Source organism: Hydrogenophaga sp. RWCD_12 (assembly GCF_046604225.1).
Classification (GTDB): Bacteria; Pseudomonadota; Gammaproteobacteria; order Burkholderiales; family Burkholderiaceae_C; genus Hydrogenophaga.
Genome location: NZ_JBKIXC010000002.1, coordinates 712,913 through 728,043, shown reverse-complemented (window position 1 = coordinate 728,043; position 15,131 = coordinate 712,913). Strand labels below are relative to the sequence as shown.

The following is a 15,131-nucleotide window of genomic DNA, read 5'->3' as shown; positions in this document are numbered from 1 at the left end:
GGATCAGCGGCTGCCCACGTGCTGCACGAAGCGCATCATGTTGCAGGTGTAGCCGTACTCGTTGTCGTACCAGGCCACCACCTTGACGAAAGTCTTGTCCAGCGCGATGCCGGCGTCGGCATCAAAGATGGAAGGCATGGCGCAACCGCGAAAGTCGGTGGACACCACCTTGTCGCTGGTGTAACCCAGCACGCCCTTGAGCGCACCGTCCGAGGCCGTCTTCATGGCCTTGCAGATGTCTTCGTAACTCGCTTCCTTGTTCAGCTCGACCGTCAGGTCCACCACCGACACGTCGGAGGTCGGAACGCGGAAGGCCATGCCGGTCAGCTTCTTGTTCAGTTCGGGCAGCACCACGCCCACGGCCTTGGCCGCGCCGGTGCTGGAGGGAATGATGTTCTCCAGGATGCCGCGGCCGCCGCGCCAGTCCTTGTGGCTCGGGCCGTCGACGGTCTTCTGCGTCGCGGTGGCGGCGTGCACGGTGGTCATGAGGCCGCGCTTGATGCCGAAGCTGTCGTTGAGCACCTTGGCCACGGGAGCCAGGCAGTTGGTGGTGCACGACGCGGCGGACACGATGGCCTCACCCGCGTACTTCGCGTGGTTCACGCCGAACACGAACATGGGCGTGTCGTCCTTGGACGGTGCGGACTGCACCACCTTCTTCGCACCGGCATCGATGTGCTTCTGGCAGGTGTCCTTGGTCAGGAAGAAGCCGGTAGCTTCGACCACCAGGTCGGCGCCCGCTTCGCTCCACTTCAGGTTGGCGGGGTCCTTCTCGGCGGTCAGGCGGATCTTTCTGCCGTTGACCACCAGGTGCTTGTCCTCGACGGACACGGTGCCCTTGAAGCGGCCGTGCACCGAGTCGTACTGCAGCATGTAGGCCAGGTACTCGGGGTCGAGCAGGTCGTTGATCGCAACGACTTCGATGTCCTTGAATTCGGCCTCCTGCGCCACGGCGCGCAACACCATGCGCCCGATGCGCCCGAAGCCGTTGATACCAATCTGGATGGTCATGGGGAAGTTCTCTGAAAGTGGGATGGAAAAAAGGCGTTCAGGCCGGTACCGGCAGCAGGGTGGTCAACGCCGAAAGGTCGGGGATCACCCGGTCCGGGTCGCAGGACTCTATGGGCTCGCCCATGTTGTATCCGTACGGCAGCGCCCAGACGGAGATGCCGGCGTTGCGCGCGGTGGCCACGTCGATGGACGAGTCGCCCACGAACAGCGCGCGCGCCTGCAGCACGTCGAACATCTCCAGGCAGTCGTGCACGCCGGCCGGATCGGGCTTTTTCACCGGCAGCGTGTCGCCGCTGATCACGCGATCGAACAGCGGCGACAGACCGTGCGCGTCCAGCACCGTCTGCGTGTAGCGCCCTTCCTTGTTGGTCATCAGCACCAGCGTCACGCCCGCCGCACGCAAGGCCTTGAGGCTCTCGGTCACCGACGGATAGAGGCGGCTGCGGGTGCCGCAACGCGCCTGGTAGTGGTGCGCGAAGTCGGCTTCGATCCGGGGGAAGGCCTCGGATTGACGGACCGTGGCGGTCGTGGTGCCCAGCACTTTGGCCAGTGCCTGGATCAGCAGCTCGCGCGTGCCGTGGCCGATCCAGTCGTCGACTTCCTGCTGCGACACCGCCGGGTGCCCGAGTGCGCTGAGCGTGTCGTTGACCGCATCGGCAATCTCGGGTGCGGTCTCGACGAGCGTGCCGTCCAGATCGAACAGGATCAGGTCAAAGGGATACGCGCTCACGCCAACTGCCCTTTCACCGCCGACACGACTGCTGCGGACGTGATGCCGAAGTGCGCGTAGAGCTCCTTGGCCGGCGCGGATTCGCCGAAGCTGGCGATGCCGATCACCGCACCGGAGCGGCCCACGTACTTGCGCCAGAAGTCCGGGTGCGCGGCCTCGACCGCCACCGTGGGCAGGGCCAGGGGCAACACGCTGTCCTGGTAGGCCGCGCTCTGGCGGTCGAACAGGTTGGAGCACGGCATTGACACCACGCGGGTGCGCACGCCGTCGCTGGCCAGCGCGGCCTGCGCCGCCAGCGCGATCTCGACCTCGGAGCCGGTGGCGACGATCACCGCCTGCGGATCGGCCATGTCGCTGAGCACATAACCGCCCTGGCGGATCGCGCCGGTCTGTTCGATGGCGGCGACGCGCGGCAGGTTCTGGCGCGAGAGGCACAGCGCGCTCGGGCCGTCGCGGCGTTCGATCGCGTGCGCCCATGCCACCGCTGTCTCCAGCCCGTCGGCCGGCCGCCAGACGTCCAGCCCCGGGATGATGCGCAGGCTGGGCACATGTTCCACGCTCTGGTGAGTCGGCCCGTCTTCGCCCAGGCCGATGGAGTCGTGGGTGAACACGTGGATCACGCGCTGCTTCATCAACGCAGCCATGCGGACCGCATTGCGGCTGTAGTCGCTGAACGTGAGGAAGGTGCCGCCGTAGGGAATGAAGCCGCCGTGCAGCGCCATGCCGTTCATGAGGGCGGCCATGCCGAACTCGCGCACGCCGTAGCTCAGGTGGTTGCCCCAGGAGTCGCGGCCCGCCTTCACGCAGCCCTTGAAGTTGGTGAGGTTGGAGCCCGTGAGGTCGGCACTGCCGCCGAAGAACTCGGGCACCAGCGGCGCCAGTGCGTCCAGCGCGTTCTGGCTGGCCTTGCGGGTGGCCACGGCGTCGGGCTTCGCGGCGATGGCTGCCAGCAACGACGGCAACTGCTGTGCGAAGGCGGGCAGCAGCTCGCCGGCCATGCGCCGTTCGAACTCGGCCGCCTCGGCGGGAAACGCGGTGCGGTAGGCCTCGAAGCGCAGGCGCCATTCGCGTTCGAGTTGCACGCCGCGCTCACGGGCATTCCAGGCCGTGGCGATCTCCGAAGGGATCTCGAACGGCGCGGCCGTCCAGCCCAGCGCGTCGCGTGTGGCCTGCACTTCCGCAGCGCCCAGCGCCGCGCCGTGCACGTCGTGCGTACCGGCCTTGTTGGGCGAACCCATGCCGATCACGGTCTGGCAGCAGATCAGCGTGGGCTTGCCGTCGGCGCGGGCGCCCTGTTTCTTCGCCTCGACCAGTGCGGCCTCGATGGCAACCGGGTCGTGGCCGTTCACCTTCGGAATCACGTGCCAGCCGTAGGCTTCGAAGCGCCTCGGCGTGTCGTCGGTGAACCAGCCTTCGACGTGGCCATCGATCGAGATGCCGTTGTCGTCGTAGAAGGCGACCAGCTTCGAGAGGCGCAAGGTGCCGGCCAGCGAACAGGCCTCGTGGCTGATGCCTTCCATCAGGCAGCCGTCGCCCTGGAAGGCGTAGGTGAAGTGGTCCACCACGCGGTGACCATCGCGGTTGAACTCGGCCGCCAGCAGCTTCTCGGCCAGCGCCATGCCCACCGCGTTGCTGATGCCCTGGCCCAGCGGGCCGGTGGTGGTTTCGACGCCGGGGGTGATGCCGACTTCGGGGTGGCCGGCGGTCTTGCTGTGCAGCTGGCGGAACTTCTTCAGCTCCTCCATTGGCAGGTCGTAACCCGTGAGGTGCAGCAGCGCGTAGATCAGCATCGAGCCGTGGCCGTTGGAGAGCACGAACCGGTCGCGGTCGGGCCAGTGGGGGTTGGCCGGGTTGTGCTGGAGGTGGCGGTTCCAGAGCACCTCGGCAATGTCGGCCATGCCCATCGGCGCGCCGGGGTGGCCGGACTTGGCTTTCTCGACCGCGTCCACGGCAAGCATGCGGATCGCGTTCGCCATCGAGCGCGCGAGTTCAGGAGAAGGGTTCTGCATGGTTGTCTCCTGTCCCGATCAGGCGTGGCCGAAGGCGCGTTTTTTCCGCTCCATCATTCGCCAGATGAACGGCGTGAAGATCAGCTGCATCGCGATCTCCATCTTTCCGCCCGGCACCACGATGGTGTTGGCGCGGCTCATCCACGAGCCGTTGATCATCGACAGCAGGTACTGGAAGTCGATGCCCTTGGGCTTGGCGAAGCGGATCACCACCATGCTCTCGTCGGCGCTCGGAATGTCGCGTGCGATGAACGGGTTGCTCGTGTCCACCACCGGCACGCGCTGGAAGTTCACGTGCGTCAGGCCGAACTGCGGAACGATGTAGTTCACGTAGTCGGGCATGCGGCGCAGGATGGTGTCGACCACCGCTTCCTGGCTGTAGCCGCGCTGGGTCTTGTCGCGGATCAGCTTCTGCACCCACTCCAGGTTGATCGAGGGCACCACGCCGATCAGCAGGTCGGGGTACTGCGCGATGTCCACGGTGTCGGTCTTCACCGCGCCGTGCAGGCCTTCGTAGAACAGCAGGTCGGTGCCTTCGGGAATCTCTTCCCAGGGCGTGAAGGTGCCCGGGTCCTGCTTGTACGGGGCGGCCTCATCGGCGTTGTGCAGGTACTTGCGGCACTTGCCGCTGCCGTCGGTCGCGTATTGGCGAAACAGCGCCTCGATCTCGGGGAACAGGTTGCCCTCGGCACCGAAGTGGCTGAAGTGCTGGTTGCCCTTGGCCTCTTCCTCGGCCATGCGCGCCTTCATGGCCTTGCGGTCGAAGCGGTGGAAGCTGTCGCCTTCGATGACGGCGGCCGTGAGCTCCTCGCGGCGGAAGATGTTCTGGAAGGTGCGGGTCACGGTCGAGGTGCCCGCGCCGCTGGAACCAGTGATCGCAATGATGGGGTGTCGTTCTGACATGGTCTTGTCTCCGGAGATGAAAAATGCGGTGCGCGATCAGTCGCGAAACAGGCTGCGTTCGGCGAACAGGGGGTTGGTCTCCTTGTAGGCGCCGGGCTCGCGGTGGTAGCGCTCGATGCGCTCCACTTCGTTCTTCGAGCCGAACACCAGGCCGATGCGCTGGTGCAGCGTGGTGGGCTGGGTGGCCAGCACCGGTTCGCGGCCCGTGCTGGCGCGGCCGCCGGCCTGCTCGATCAGCATGCCGACCGGGTTGGCTTCGTACAGCAGGCGCAGGCGGCCGTGCTTGCTCAGGTCCTTGGTGTCCTTCGGGTACATGAACACGCCGCCGCGCATCAGGATGCGGTGCGCCTCGGCCACCATCGAGGCGATCCAGCGCATGTTGAAGTCCTTGCCGCGCGCGCCGGTCTTGCCGGCCAGGCACTCGTCGACATAGCGCTTCACGGGCGCTTCCCAGAAGCGGCTGTTGGAGGCATTGATCGCGAATTCGTGCGTGTCTTCCGGAATCTGCAGGTTCGGGTGCGTCAGCATGAACTGGCCCAGGTTCGGGTCCAGCGTGAAACCGGCCACGCCGTTGCCCACCGTCAGCACCAGCATCGTGGTGGGGCCATAGAGCGCGTAGCCGGCGGCCAGTTGCTGCGTGCCCGGCTGCAGGAAGTCGGCCTCGACCACATCGCGGCCGGAGTCGATCACGTCCTGCGGCGCGCGCAGGATGGAGAAGATCGAACCGACGGTCACGTTGACATCGATGTTCGAAGACCCGTCCAGCGGATCGAACACCAGCAGGTACTTGCCGCGCTGCTGCGTCTCGGGAATCTGGTACGGGTGGTCCATTTCCTCGGACGCCATGCCCGCGAGGTGGCCGCCCCACTCCGTCATCTCGGTGAAGTAGGCGTTGCTGATCACGTCCAGGCGCTTCTGTTCTTCGCCCTGTACGTTGACCGCCGTCGCCACATCGGCCGCCGGGTTGCCCAGCACGCCGCCGAGTTCACCGAAGGCGACCGAACGCGCGATGGCCTTGCAGGCCAGCGCCACATCCAGCAGCAGGGCATTGAAGTCGCCGCTGGCACCGGGGAAGCGGCGGCGTTGTTCGATCAGGTATTGCGTGAGCGTGAAGCGGCGGCGCGTGGTCATGGGGAGAGCTTTCGGGGGTTTCAGGAATTCGAGGCTTGGGCAGCATTCAGGCGAAGCTGCTTCATCACGTTGCGGTAGCCGCCGTCGTTGTCGGGCGCACCGAACACGGCGCTGCCGGCGACCAGGGTGTCGGCCCCGGCGGCCACGATGCCGGCGATGTTGTCGACCTTCACGCCGCCATCGACCTCCAGCCAGATGTCGCGACCGGTGTCGGCGGCGAACGCGTCGATGCGCTGGCGCGCGGCGCGCAGCTTGGACAGCGTCGACGGGATGAACTGCTGGCCGCCGAAGCCCGGATTCACGCTCATGAGCAGGACCAGGTCCAGCTTGTCCATGACGTGGTCCATCCATTCGAGAGGCGTGGCCGGGTTGAACGCGAGACCGGCCTTGCAGCCATGGTCGCGGATCAGCTGCAGCGTGCGGTCGACGTGTCGGCTGGCCTCGGGGTGGAAGCTGATGAGGTTGGCGCCGGCCTTGGCGAACAGCGGGATCAGCGCATCCACCGGCTCCACCATCAGGTGCACATCGATGCCGATCTTCACGTGCGGGCGGATCGCTTCGCAGACCAGCGGCCCGATGGTCAGGTTGGGCACGTAGTGGTTGTCCATCACGTCAAAGTGCACGAGGTCGGCGCCAGCGGTTTCGATGGCGCGCACCTCTTCACCCAGGCGGGCGAAGTCGGCGGAGAGGATGGACGGGGCGATGCGGATGGCGGACATGGCGGGTGGTGGTGGAAGGGAAACAGGAGATTCAGCGGGCGCGGTCAGCGGGCGTGCCATTCGCGCAGCCGAGACACGCTGACCTGCGTGAGGTCGGCGACGGTGCGCAGCGCGCCCCTGAAGTCGTGGTGCGCGGTGAAGCGGTTGGGGGTGATCACGGTGTCCAGGCCGGCGGCCAGCGCCGCCTTCAGCCCGTTGGACGAGTCCTCGAAGGCCACGCAGTCGGCCGCGCGGATGCCGAGATCGGCCAGCACCTTCATGTAGACCTGCGGGTTGGGCTTCTTGACCGGTGCGTTGCTGGCATCGCCGATCGACAGGAAATGCTCGCGCCAGTCGGTGCCGATGGCGGTGCGCAGCAGCGCGGCGATGTTGACGGGCGAGGTGGTGGTGGCGATCGCCAGCTGCAGGCCCTGGGCGCGCGCTTCGCTCATCAGCGCCAGCACGCCGGGCCGCAGGCTGACCGCGCCCTGCAGCACGGCGTTCTCGTAATAGGCGGTCTTGAGCTCGTGCAGCCGGGCGACCAGGTCCTGCACCGCGCCGTGGTCGACCTCCTTGAGATCGGGGTTCACGCTGCGCCAGTAGTGCATCAGGCGCTCGCGGCCGCCGGAGATCTCCAGCAGGCGGATGTACTCGTCCACACCCCAATGCCAGTCCAGCCCTTCCTCACGGAAAGCGTGGTTGAAAGCCTCCAGGTGCAGGCCTTCGGTATCGGCGAGCGTGCCGTCCACATCGAAGATCAGGGCCTTGAGCATGTCCGTTCACCTTTTTCACACAATGGAATTTCAGGGGTGAGGCGGACTGTATGGCGCCATTGAAATAAGGTAAATTCACAAGTAATTGACTTTCACTTAAGCAATCACTGAATGAAGAACGCCACCTTCCGCCAGCTCAGGGTGTTCAACGAGGTCGCCCGCCACCTCAGCTTCGCGCGCGCGGCCGAGGCACTGCACCTGACGCCGCCGGCCGTGACCATGCAGGTCAAGGAGCTGGAGGGTCACGTCGGCCTGCCGCTGTTCGAGCGCAGCGGGCGTCAGGTCGCGCTCACGACCGCGGGTGAATACATGCTGGTCTATGCGCGCAAGATGCTGGCCACGCTCAAGGACGCCGAAGACGCCGCCGCGCGCCTCAAGCAGGTGGAGGTCGGGCAGCTGACCATCGGCATGGTCAGCACCGCCAAGTACTTCCTGCCGCCGCTGCTGGCGCAGTTCCAGCGCGAACACGAGGGTGTGGAAATCCGGCTCGCGGTGGGCAACCGCGAGCAGCTGGTGAAGATGCTGCACGGCAACGAGGTGGACATCGCCATCATGGGCCGGCCGCCCAAGGAGCTGGCCACCCGCACCGAGCCCTTCGCGGCGCACCCGCACGTGTTCGTGGCGCCGGTCGACCACCCGCTGCTCAAGATCGGCCACCCCACCGTCGAGAGCCTGCGGCCCTACGGCTTCATCCTGCGCGAACGCGGCTCGGGCACGCGCGCGGCGATGGAGAACTTCCTGGAGAAGTGGCGCATGGAACCGCGCGTGGTGATGGAGATGGGCAGCAACGAAACCATCAAGCAGGCGGTGATGGCCGGCATGGGCATCAGCTTCCTCTCGCTGCACACCATCGGCCTCGAACTCGAACACGGCCTGATCGCCATCCTCGACGTCGAAGGCACGCCCATCGTGCGCGCCTGGAACGTGGTGCACACGCTCTCCAAGCTGCTCTCACCCTCGGCCGAAGCCTTCCGCTACTTCATGCTCGAACACGCCGAGGGTTACCTGGCCGACAAGTACGGCCGCCACCTGCGCCTGTTGCCGGCCGGCTGACTAGCGTTTGGGCGCCTTGGCCTGCCGGTCGTACTTGCGCCAGTACTGGAACTCGTCTTCGTGGACTTCCAGATCGATTTCGGAGACCCGCAACTGCAGCCGCTCCTGCACGTCGGCAACGGCCTTGTTGTAGACCACCGGGCCGATCTCTTCGAGGAAGAAACCCAGCAGGCCGCCGGCGGCGATGTTGCCGATCTTCTCGTCCATGTGTTCGCGGAAGTAGCGCTCGATGGACGCGACAGCTTCGGCGCGCAGTTCTTTCGACAGTTCGATGGTCATGGGTTCCTCCTTGGGCGGGACGGTTCAGAGCGCCTCGATGCGCGACAGGTCGGGCCGCTCCAGCCAGGCCGCGAATTCGTCGGCCAGCTGGGTCGCGGCGGCGGTCGCGGCGTTCCAGACCTTCATGCGGGCGGCGAGGTTCTGGCCGTGGCGGGTGAAGTCGGTGCGGTCGGGCAGCTTGCCGCCGGGCAGCGTGCGCACCCAGTCGTTGTCGGGCGCGATCACCAGCATGCGGTCCAGCGCCGCGCTCGACACATGGCGCCGCTTCCAGGCCTTGTCGAGCCAGCCGGGCACCACCGCTTTCTGGAAGTGCGGGTAGAGCACGATGGGCGAAGCGTCGGGCGTGCGGTAGCGCAGGTGCAGGTGGTAGTCGGTGATGCCGCCGTCCCAATAGGCGCCGGCCGGCGCGCCCGGAATCTGGTGCACCGCGCGCAGCACAAACGGGATCGAGCAACTGGCCTGCAGCGCCGGCATGAAGTTCTCGGCGCTGAGCGCGACCTGGCGGGTGCGGAAGTCGCGGTCGTCGAACGGCAGCGCAGCAACGCCGCCCGCGTCGCCCGTCGAGAACACCACCCGCTCCAGCCAGTGCCCCAGCGCCTTGCGGCTCACCGCGTTGGCAGCAAAGGCCGCCGCGTAGCCCAGCGGCGTGCGCAGCTTGCCCTCCTGCGCGAGCACGTGGCGCCCGCGGGAGGTGACGATGTGCAGCCGGTAGCGCGGGTGGCTGAGCACCTCGCCGATGCGGCCGCCGTAGAACAGGCGCAGGTTGTGGCCGAACTGGCCGCTGATCTGGTCGGCGGTCGGCGTCTTCTGCCCGGGCGGCAAGTCGTAGTGCTGCGCGATGTAGTCGCGTTCGAGCCGGTGGAAAGCGGGCACGCTGTCCTGCAGGCAGGCCGTCGCCATGCGCCAGGCGCCGATGGACGCGCCGATGAGGTCCACCGGCTGGCTGCTCTGCGGCAGCCACTGGCCGAACAGGAAGCGGTCGAGCGGGCCGAGGATCAGGCCCTTGGGCCCACCGGCGGCCGCCGGGATGGCGCCGACGTCCTGCGGGCGCAGGCCGTGTTCGCGCAGGTGGCGCAGCGCGGCAGGACCCGCGTAGAGACGCAATGAAGGCATGGACACAACGGAAGGTGCTCCGGGTAAATCCGGACGCGGGTGACAGCAGACTGACAGTCGGAGTGACTGAAATGCCAATTTGACCTCAAACCCGAGGAACCCTGCGCATGAAACGTCGAAGCCTGCTGCTTGCCGCCACGGTGGGCACCCCTCTGTGGAGCCTTGCGCCGTCGCTGCAGGCCCAGCCCGCAGCGCCGCGCGCCCTGCCCTCGATGCGCATCTACATTCCCGGCGGCGCGGGCGGCGGCTGGGACCAGACCGGCCGGGCCCTCGGCGCCTCGATCCAGGCGGCGGGCCTGGCGGGCAAGGTCGAGTACGAAAACAAGGGCGGCAAGGGCGGCACCATCGGCCTGGCCGATTTCGTCGCGCGCTACAGTCAGGACCCTTCGGCCCTGCTGGTGGGCGGCATGGTGATGCTCGGCGCGATCGCGGTGGGCAAGCCGGAAGTCACGCTGGCCCGCGTCACGCCGGTGGCCCGTCTGACCAACGACTTCATGGTGCTGGTCGCGAAGGCCGGATCGAAACTGACGACCATGCCGGCGCTGATCGAAGCGATGCGCAAGGACCTCGGCGCGGTGGCCTTCACGGGTGGTTCGTCCGGCGGCGTCGACCACATGCTGGCCGGCATGATGGCGCGGCAGCTGCGGCTGGACCTCAACCGCCTGAGCTACCTGCCGACCGCCAGCGGACGCGAGGCGGTGGCCCTGCTGGAGAAGGGCACGGCGCAGATCGCCATTTCCAGCTACAGCGAGTTCCAGGCGGACATCGAAAGCAAGGCGCTGGTGCCGCTGGCCATCTCGTCGCGCAAGACGCTGTACGGCGTGCCGTCGCTGACGGAACAGGGCGTGGGCACGGAGCTGGGCAACTGGCGCGCGGTCTTCGGCCCCGGACAGATTTCGGAAGCCGACCGCGAGAATCTGCGGCGCATCGTGATCGCGGCCACGCTGCACCCGAGCTGGATACAGACGCTGTCTGAACGCAAGTGGATCGGCGGGCTGATGCACGGCAAGGACTTTGCCGAGTCGCTGGTGATCGAGCAGGCGATTGCCAGTGCCGTCACCATGATGCTGCGGCTCAAGAGCTGAGCCATCGGCCCGGGCAAGGCGCCCGGCGCCGTTCACTGCCTCAGGAAATCTCGGCCGAGTTTTCCTGCACCGAGCGGGTCAGCGACGGAATTTCTTCGCCGATCACGGTGTCGGGGTCGATGCCCAGCACCAGGCCGATCGGGTCGGGGTAGGTGTTGATCAGGCCCTCGCTGCCCAGCGCCAGCTCTTCAGCCCGCGCGCGCCACGAAGCGATGTGGATCACGCCGGCGATCGGCTCGTAGACGTCGTTGTCGAACGGCGCCACCTGGTGCTCGATCGCGTTGATCATCTTCTTGGGAAACTTCCACTCGCGGGCCAGTGCGGCGCCGACCTCGGCGTAGCTGTAGCCGAACAGGCCGCGCTCGGCGCGCGCCCGCTTGAGGTCGAGCATGGGCACGCTGCGGTCCAGGTCGATCATGGCCTCGGGCATGCCGGCGTGCATCACCAGCTCGCCGATGCCGTGCACCAGGCCGGCGGTGAACGCGGTGCTTTCGTCGATGCGGATCGGCAGCGCGATGTAGCGCGAGAGGTTGGCGCTGTTGAGGCTGTAGCGCCAGAACTGGCCGAGGTTGACGCCACCCAGGCGGTGGAACCCGTCACCCAGCGCCGCGCCGATCACCAGCGCACGCACCTTGATCAGGCCCATCATGTTCATCGCTTCGCGGGCGTTGGAGACCGAGCGGTGCAGCCCGAAGAAGGCCGAGTTGGCGGTCTTGATGAGCTTGGCGGTCAACACCGGATCGGATTCGATCAACGCCGCAGCCTGCAGCAGATCAACCTCTTCCTTGTCGAAGGTCTCCATCAGCTTGCGCACCACCTTGGGCGCAGAAGGCAGGGCATTCGGTTGCTTGAGCAATTTATCGAGCTGCATGGCACTGTTCCCTTGGGTGGATTTGGAGGGTGGGTCGTAGATGTTTCGACCGTTGGACGTGGGACTTGAGGGGCTGAACGGCGTTCAGCCGATGAAAGCGCCCAGCGCCTGGGAAATCGACCATTCCGACGGGTCCTTGCCCAGCACGCTGTCCAGATCGAGTCCCAGCGTCAGGCCGACCATGTCGGGGAAGGTCGCGGCCAGGCCGTTGTCGTCCAGCTGGAGTTCTTCGGCCCGCGCCCGCCACGAGGCCAGGTGCAGCACGCCGGCCAGCGGGTCGTAGTTCTCGCCCTCGAACGGGGCAATCTGGTTGGTCAGGGCCGACACCATCTCGACCGGGAACTGCCAGCGCTCGACCAGGCCGGCGCCCACTTCGGCGTAGCTGTAGCCCAGCGCGGCCTTTTCGGCGGCGGCGCGGTTGAAATCCAGCGGCGGCGTGGCCAGGTCCAGCGGCGCCATGCGGTCGGGCATGGCGATGTGCATCACCAGGATGCCGATGGCGTGGATCAGGCCGGCCGTGAAGGCGCCGCTCTGGTTCTGTCGCAGGGTTTCGGAGAGTGAGCGCGCGATCTCGGCCGCGCGCAGGCTGTAGCGCCAGAACTGCTTGAGATCGATGCCGGGCACATTCTTGAAGCTGCCGCCCAGCGCGGCCGCCATCACCAGCGAGCGCACGTGGGTCATGCCCAGCAGCGCCACCGCCTCGTCCGAGCTGCCGATCTTGCGGCTGACCCGGAAAAAGGCCGAATTCGACAGCCGCAGCACCCGGGTGGTGAGCGCCGGATCGCGACCGATCAGTTCGGACACCCGTTTGGGGCTCGGGTCCTCCCGGTTCATCTCGACCAGCAGGTCCGACACGGCCCGCGGCATCGCCGGGAGGGCGCGGGGGTAGTTGAGCAGGGCTTCGAGTTCCATGGTCGGAAATCCAAGGTACGGATGTAGGAATGAACACCTCCTCTATCGACCACCCCGACCCCGACTTGAGTCCCCGAATACCCGCCCCCCGGCCGGCGTGACAGGCTTAACGCTTCAGGCCCTGCAGCTTGGCAAAGGCCGAGGCCATGGCGCCGGCCGCCTCGGGCTGGCGCTGTCCGCCGCCGTGGTTCCCCTGCCCCCGGCCGTGGTCGCCCCTCGGGCCACCGCGCGACGGCTCGAAGCGGTTGTCGCGCGGGCCGTCCTTGCGGGCGGGCGCAGCGTCCAGCTTCATGGTCAGGCTGATGCGCTTGCGAGCCGCGTCGACCTCCAGCACCTTCACCTTGACGATGTCGCCGGTCTTGACCACCTCGCGCGCGTCGTTGACGAACTTGTGGCTCAGCTGGCTGACGTGGATCAGCCCGTCCTGGTGCACGCCCAGATCGACGAAGGCGCCAAATTGCGCGACGTTGGACACCGTTCCTTCGAGCACCATGCCTTCCTTCAGGTCGGCGATGTCGTCCACGCCCTCGTTGAAGCGCGCCACCTGGAAGTCCGGGCGCGGGTCGCGGCCCGGCTTCTCCAGCTCGCCCAGGATGTCCTTGACCGTGATGACGCCGAATTTCTCGTTGGCAAACAGCTCGGGCCGCAGGGTCTTGAGCATGTCGGCGCGGCCCATCAGGTTCGCCACCGGCTGGCCGGTCTTGGCGATGATCTGCTCGACCACCGGATAGGTTTCCGGGTGCACGCCGGTCATGTCCAGCGGGTTGTCGCCATCGCGGATGCGCAGGAAGCCCGCCGCCAGCTCAAAGGTCTTGGCGCCCAGGCCGGTCACATCCAGCAGCTGCTGGCGGCTCTTGAAGGCGCCGTTGGCTTCGCGCCAGCGCACCACGGCCTTGGCCACCGAGCCCGACAGGCCCGACACGCGGGTGAGCAGCGGCACGCTGGCCGTGTTCAGGTCCACGCCCACGCCGTTCACGCAGTCTTCCACCACCGTGTCCAGCGTGCGCGCCAGCTCGCTCTGGTTCACGTCGTGCTGGTACTGGCCCACGCCAATGCTCTTGGGGTCGATCTTCACCAGCTCGGCCAGCGGGTCCTGCAGGCGGCGGGCAATCGACGCCGCGCCGCGCAGGCTCACGTCCACGTCCGGCATCTCCAGGCTGGCGAACTCGCTGGCGGAATAGACCGAGGCGCCCGCCTCGCTCACCACCACCTTCTGCACGCCTTCGATGCCCGCCTTGGCGAGCATCTTGATCAGTTCACCGGCCAGCTTGTCGGTCTCGCGGCTGGCCGTCCCGTTGCCGATCGCGATCAGCTGCACGCCGTGCTGGCGGCACAGAAGCGCCAGCGTGTGCAGGGAACCGTCCCAATCGCGGCGCGGCTCGTGCGGGTAGACCGTGTTCGTCGCCACCAGCTTGCCGGTCGCGTCCACCACCGCCACCTTCACCCCGGTGCGAATGCCCGGGTCCAGGCCCATCACGGCCTTCTGGCCGGCGGGCGCCGCCAGCAGCAGGTCGCGCAGGTTGTCGGCAAACACCTTGATCGCCACCGCCTCGGCGCTCTCGCGCAGCCGGGTGAACAGGTCGCGCTCGGTAGAGAGGCTCAGCTTCACGCGCCAGGTCCAGGCCACGCACTTGCGGATCAGGTCGTCCGCCTTGCGGGCCTGGTGGCTCCAGCCCAGGTGCAGCGCGATCTTGCCTTCGGCCAACGACGGCTTGCCCGGCTCGGGCATCTCGGGCAACACCAGCTTGGCGTCCAGAATCTCCAGCGCCCGGCCGCGGAACACCGCCAGCGCCCGGTGCGACGGCACGCGGCCGATCGGCTCGTCGTACTCAAAATAGTCGCGGAACTTGGCGACGTCGGCGTTGTTCTCGTCCTTGCCCGCCACCAGCTTGCTCTGCAGCAGGCCCTCGGCCCACAGCCACTCGCGCAGCGACTGCACCAGCGCCGGGTTTTCGGCCCAGCGCTCCGAAAGGATGTCGCGCACGCCGTCGAGCACTGCCTGCGGCGTCGAGAAGTCCGCGCCCGGCTTGCCGTCGTCCAGCACCTCGGGCGGCTTGGTGAAGGCCGCGGCTTCGGCCAGCGGGTCCAGCGTCGGGTCGGCAAACAGCTTGTCGGCCAGCGGCTCGATGCCGAACTCCCGGGCGATCTGCCCCTTGGTGCGGCGCTTGAGCTTGAACGGCAGGTAGATGTCTTCCAGCTCCTGCTTGGTCGGCGCCTGGGCAATCGCCACGCGCAGCGCGTCGGTCAGCTTGCCCTGCTCGTCAATCGCCTTCAGCACCGTCGCACGGCGGTCTTCCAGCTCGCGCAGGTAACCCAGGCGGTACTCCAGCTCGCGCAGCTGGACGTCGTCCAGCCCGCCCGTCACTTCCTTGCGGTAGCGGGCGATGAAGGGCACCGTCGCCCCCCCGTCCAGCAACTCCACCGCGGCCAGCACCTGCCGCGGCTCAACCCTGATCTCCTGCGCGATCTGCGCGATGATTTTCTGCATGTCCCAAGGGGCGCGAGCGGCCCGGTTTCAAACGAAGCGGGCGAGTTTGCCACAGGGGTGAAGTGGCCTTGGAGC

14 protein-coding genes are annotated in these 15,131 nt (G+C 67.2%); 2 read left to right on the top strand and 12 right to left on the bottom strand.

All coding sequences use genetic code 11. The annotated features are described in order from the left end of the window. Positions 1-3: 3 nt before the first annotated feature. From gap to ACLIJ1_RS10545, 7 genes are read right to left on the bottom strand one after another with little or no spacing between them, the layout of a single operon-like run. Positions 4-1,011, bottom strand: coding sequence for a type I glyceraldehyde-3-phosphate dehydrogenase (gene gap / locus ACLIJ1_RS10575; RefSeq protein WP_411365471.1), 1,008 nt, complete (start codon positions 1,009-1,011; stop codon positions 4-6). A 37-nt stretch (positions 1,012-1,048) separates the two neighbouring features. Further along, positions 1,049-1,741 (bottom strand): HAD family hydrolase, encoded by a 693-nt coding sequence (locus ACLIJ1_RS10570; RefSeq protein WP_411365470.1) that lies wholly within the window; start codon positions 1,739-1,741, stop codon positions 1,049-1,051. After that, positions 1,738-3,717 (bottom strand): transketolase, encoded by a 1,980-nt coding sequence (gene tkt / locus ACLIJ1_RS10565; protein WP_411365747.1) that lies wholly within the window; start codon positions 3,715-3,717, stop codon positions 1,738-1,740. The genes ACLIJ1_RS10570 and tkt overlap by 4 nt, the downstream gene beginning before the upstream one ends. Positions 3,718-3,768: 51 nt before the next feature. Beyond that, positions 3,769-4,653 carry a phosphoribulokinase gene (locus ACLIJ1_RS10560; RefSeq protein ID WP_411365469.1) on the bottom strand — a complete coding sequence of 295 codons (885 nt, stop codon included), beginning with the start codon at positions 4,651-4,653 and terminating at the stop codon, positions 3,769-3,771. Between the two features lie 36 nt (positions 4,654-4,689). Beyond that, positions 4,690-5,784, bottom strand: a complete 1,095-nt coding sequence (locus ACLIJ1_RS10555) for a class 1 fructose-bisphosphatase (RefSeq protein WP_411365468.1) — start codon at positions 5,782-5,784, stop codon at positions 4,690-4,692. Positions 5,785-5,804: 20 nt separating this feature from the next. After that, positions 5,805-6,503: a ribulose-phosphate 3-epimerase gene (rpe, locus tag ACLIJ1_RS10550; RefSeq protein WP_411365467.1), complete on the bottom strand. Its 699-nt coding sequence runs from the start codon at positions 6,501-6,503 to the stop codon at positions 5,805-5,807. A gap of 44 nt (positions 6,504-6,547) precedes the next feature. Beyond that, complete coding sequence (locus tag ACLIJ1_RS10545; RefSeq protein ID WP_411365466.1) at positions 6,548-7,255, bottom strand: HAD-IA family hydrolase; 708 nt, start codon at positions 7,253-7,255, stop codon at positions 6,548-6,550. Between the two features lie 111 nt (positions 7,256-7,366). Here ACLIJ1_RS10545 and ACLIJ1_RS10540 point away from each other — a divergent pair, with 111 nt between their 5' ends. Beyond that, positions 7,367-8,308: a LysR substrate-binding domain-containing protein gene (locus ACLIJ1_RS10540; protein WP_411365465.1), complete on the top strand. Its 942-nt coding sequence runs from the start codon at positions 7,367-7,369 to the stop codon at positions 8,306-8,308. On the opposite strand, the gene ACLIJ1_RS10535 is transcribed toward ACLIJ1_RS10540, so the two are convergent. Further along, the gene (locus ACLIJ1_RS10535; RefSeq protein ID WP_411365464.1) at positions 8,309-8,587 is read right to left on the bottom strand and encodes a DUF2164 domain-containing protein; all 279 of its coding nucleotides are present in this window, start codon (positions 8,585-8,587) and stop codon (positions 8,309-8,311) included. It lies immediately after the preceding gene. A 24-nt stretch (positions 8,588-8,611) separates the two neighbouring features. After that, complete coding sequence (locus ACLIJ1_RS10530; protein ID WP_411365463.1) at positions 8,612-9,700, bottom strand: patatin-like phospholipase family protein; 1,089 nt, start codon at positions 9,698-9,700, stop codon at positions 8,612-8,614. Between the two features lie 107 nt (positions 9,701-9,807). On the opposite strand from ACLIJ1_RS10530, the gene ACLIJ1_RS10525 reads away from it, so the two are divergent. After that, entirely contained in the window at positions 9,808-10,785 is a 978-nt protein-coding gene (locus ACLIJ1_RS10525) for a Bug family tripartite tricarboxylate transporter substrate binding protein (protein WP_411365462.1), read from the top strand. Positions 10,786-10,825: 40 nt separating this feature from the next. Here the strand turns inward: ACLIJ1_RS10525 and ACLIJ1_RS10520 are convergent, their stop codons facing one another. The 3 genes from ACLIJ1_RS10520 to ACLIJ1_RS10510 all read right to left on the bottom strand — a co-directional run bounded on the left by ACLIJ1_RS10520 (position 10,826) and on the right by ACLIJ1_RS10510 (position 15,056). Beyond that, positions 10,826-11,656: an HDOD domain-containing protein gene (locus ACLIJ1_RS10520; RefSeq protein WP_411365461.1), complete on the bottom strand. Its 831-nt coding sequence runs from the start codon at positions 11,654-11,656 to the stop codon at positions 10,826-10,828. Positions 11,657-11,740: 84 nt separating this feature from the next. Further along, positions 11,741-12,568 (bottom strand): HDOD domain-containing protein, encoded by an 828-nt coding sequence (locus tag ACLIJ1_RS10515; protein ID WP_411365460.1) that lies wholly within the window; start codon positions 12,566-12,568, stop codon positions 11,741-11,743. A 106-nt stretch (positions 12,569-12,674) separates the two neighbouring features. Then, a complete protein-coding gene (locus ACLIJ1_RS10510) occupies positions 12,675-15,056 on the bottom strand; it encodes a Tex family protein (RefSeq protein WP_411365459.1) in 2,382 nt (793 codons plus the stop codon). Positions 15,057-15,131 lie beyond the last annotated feature (75 nt).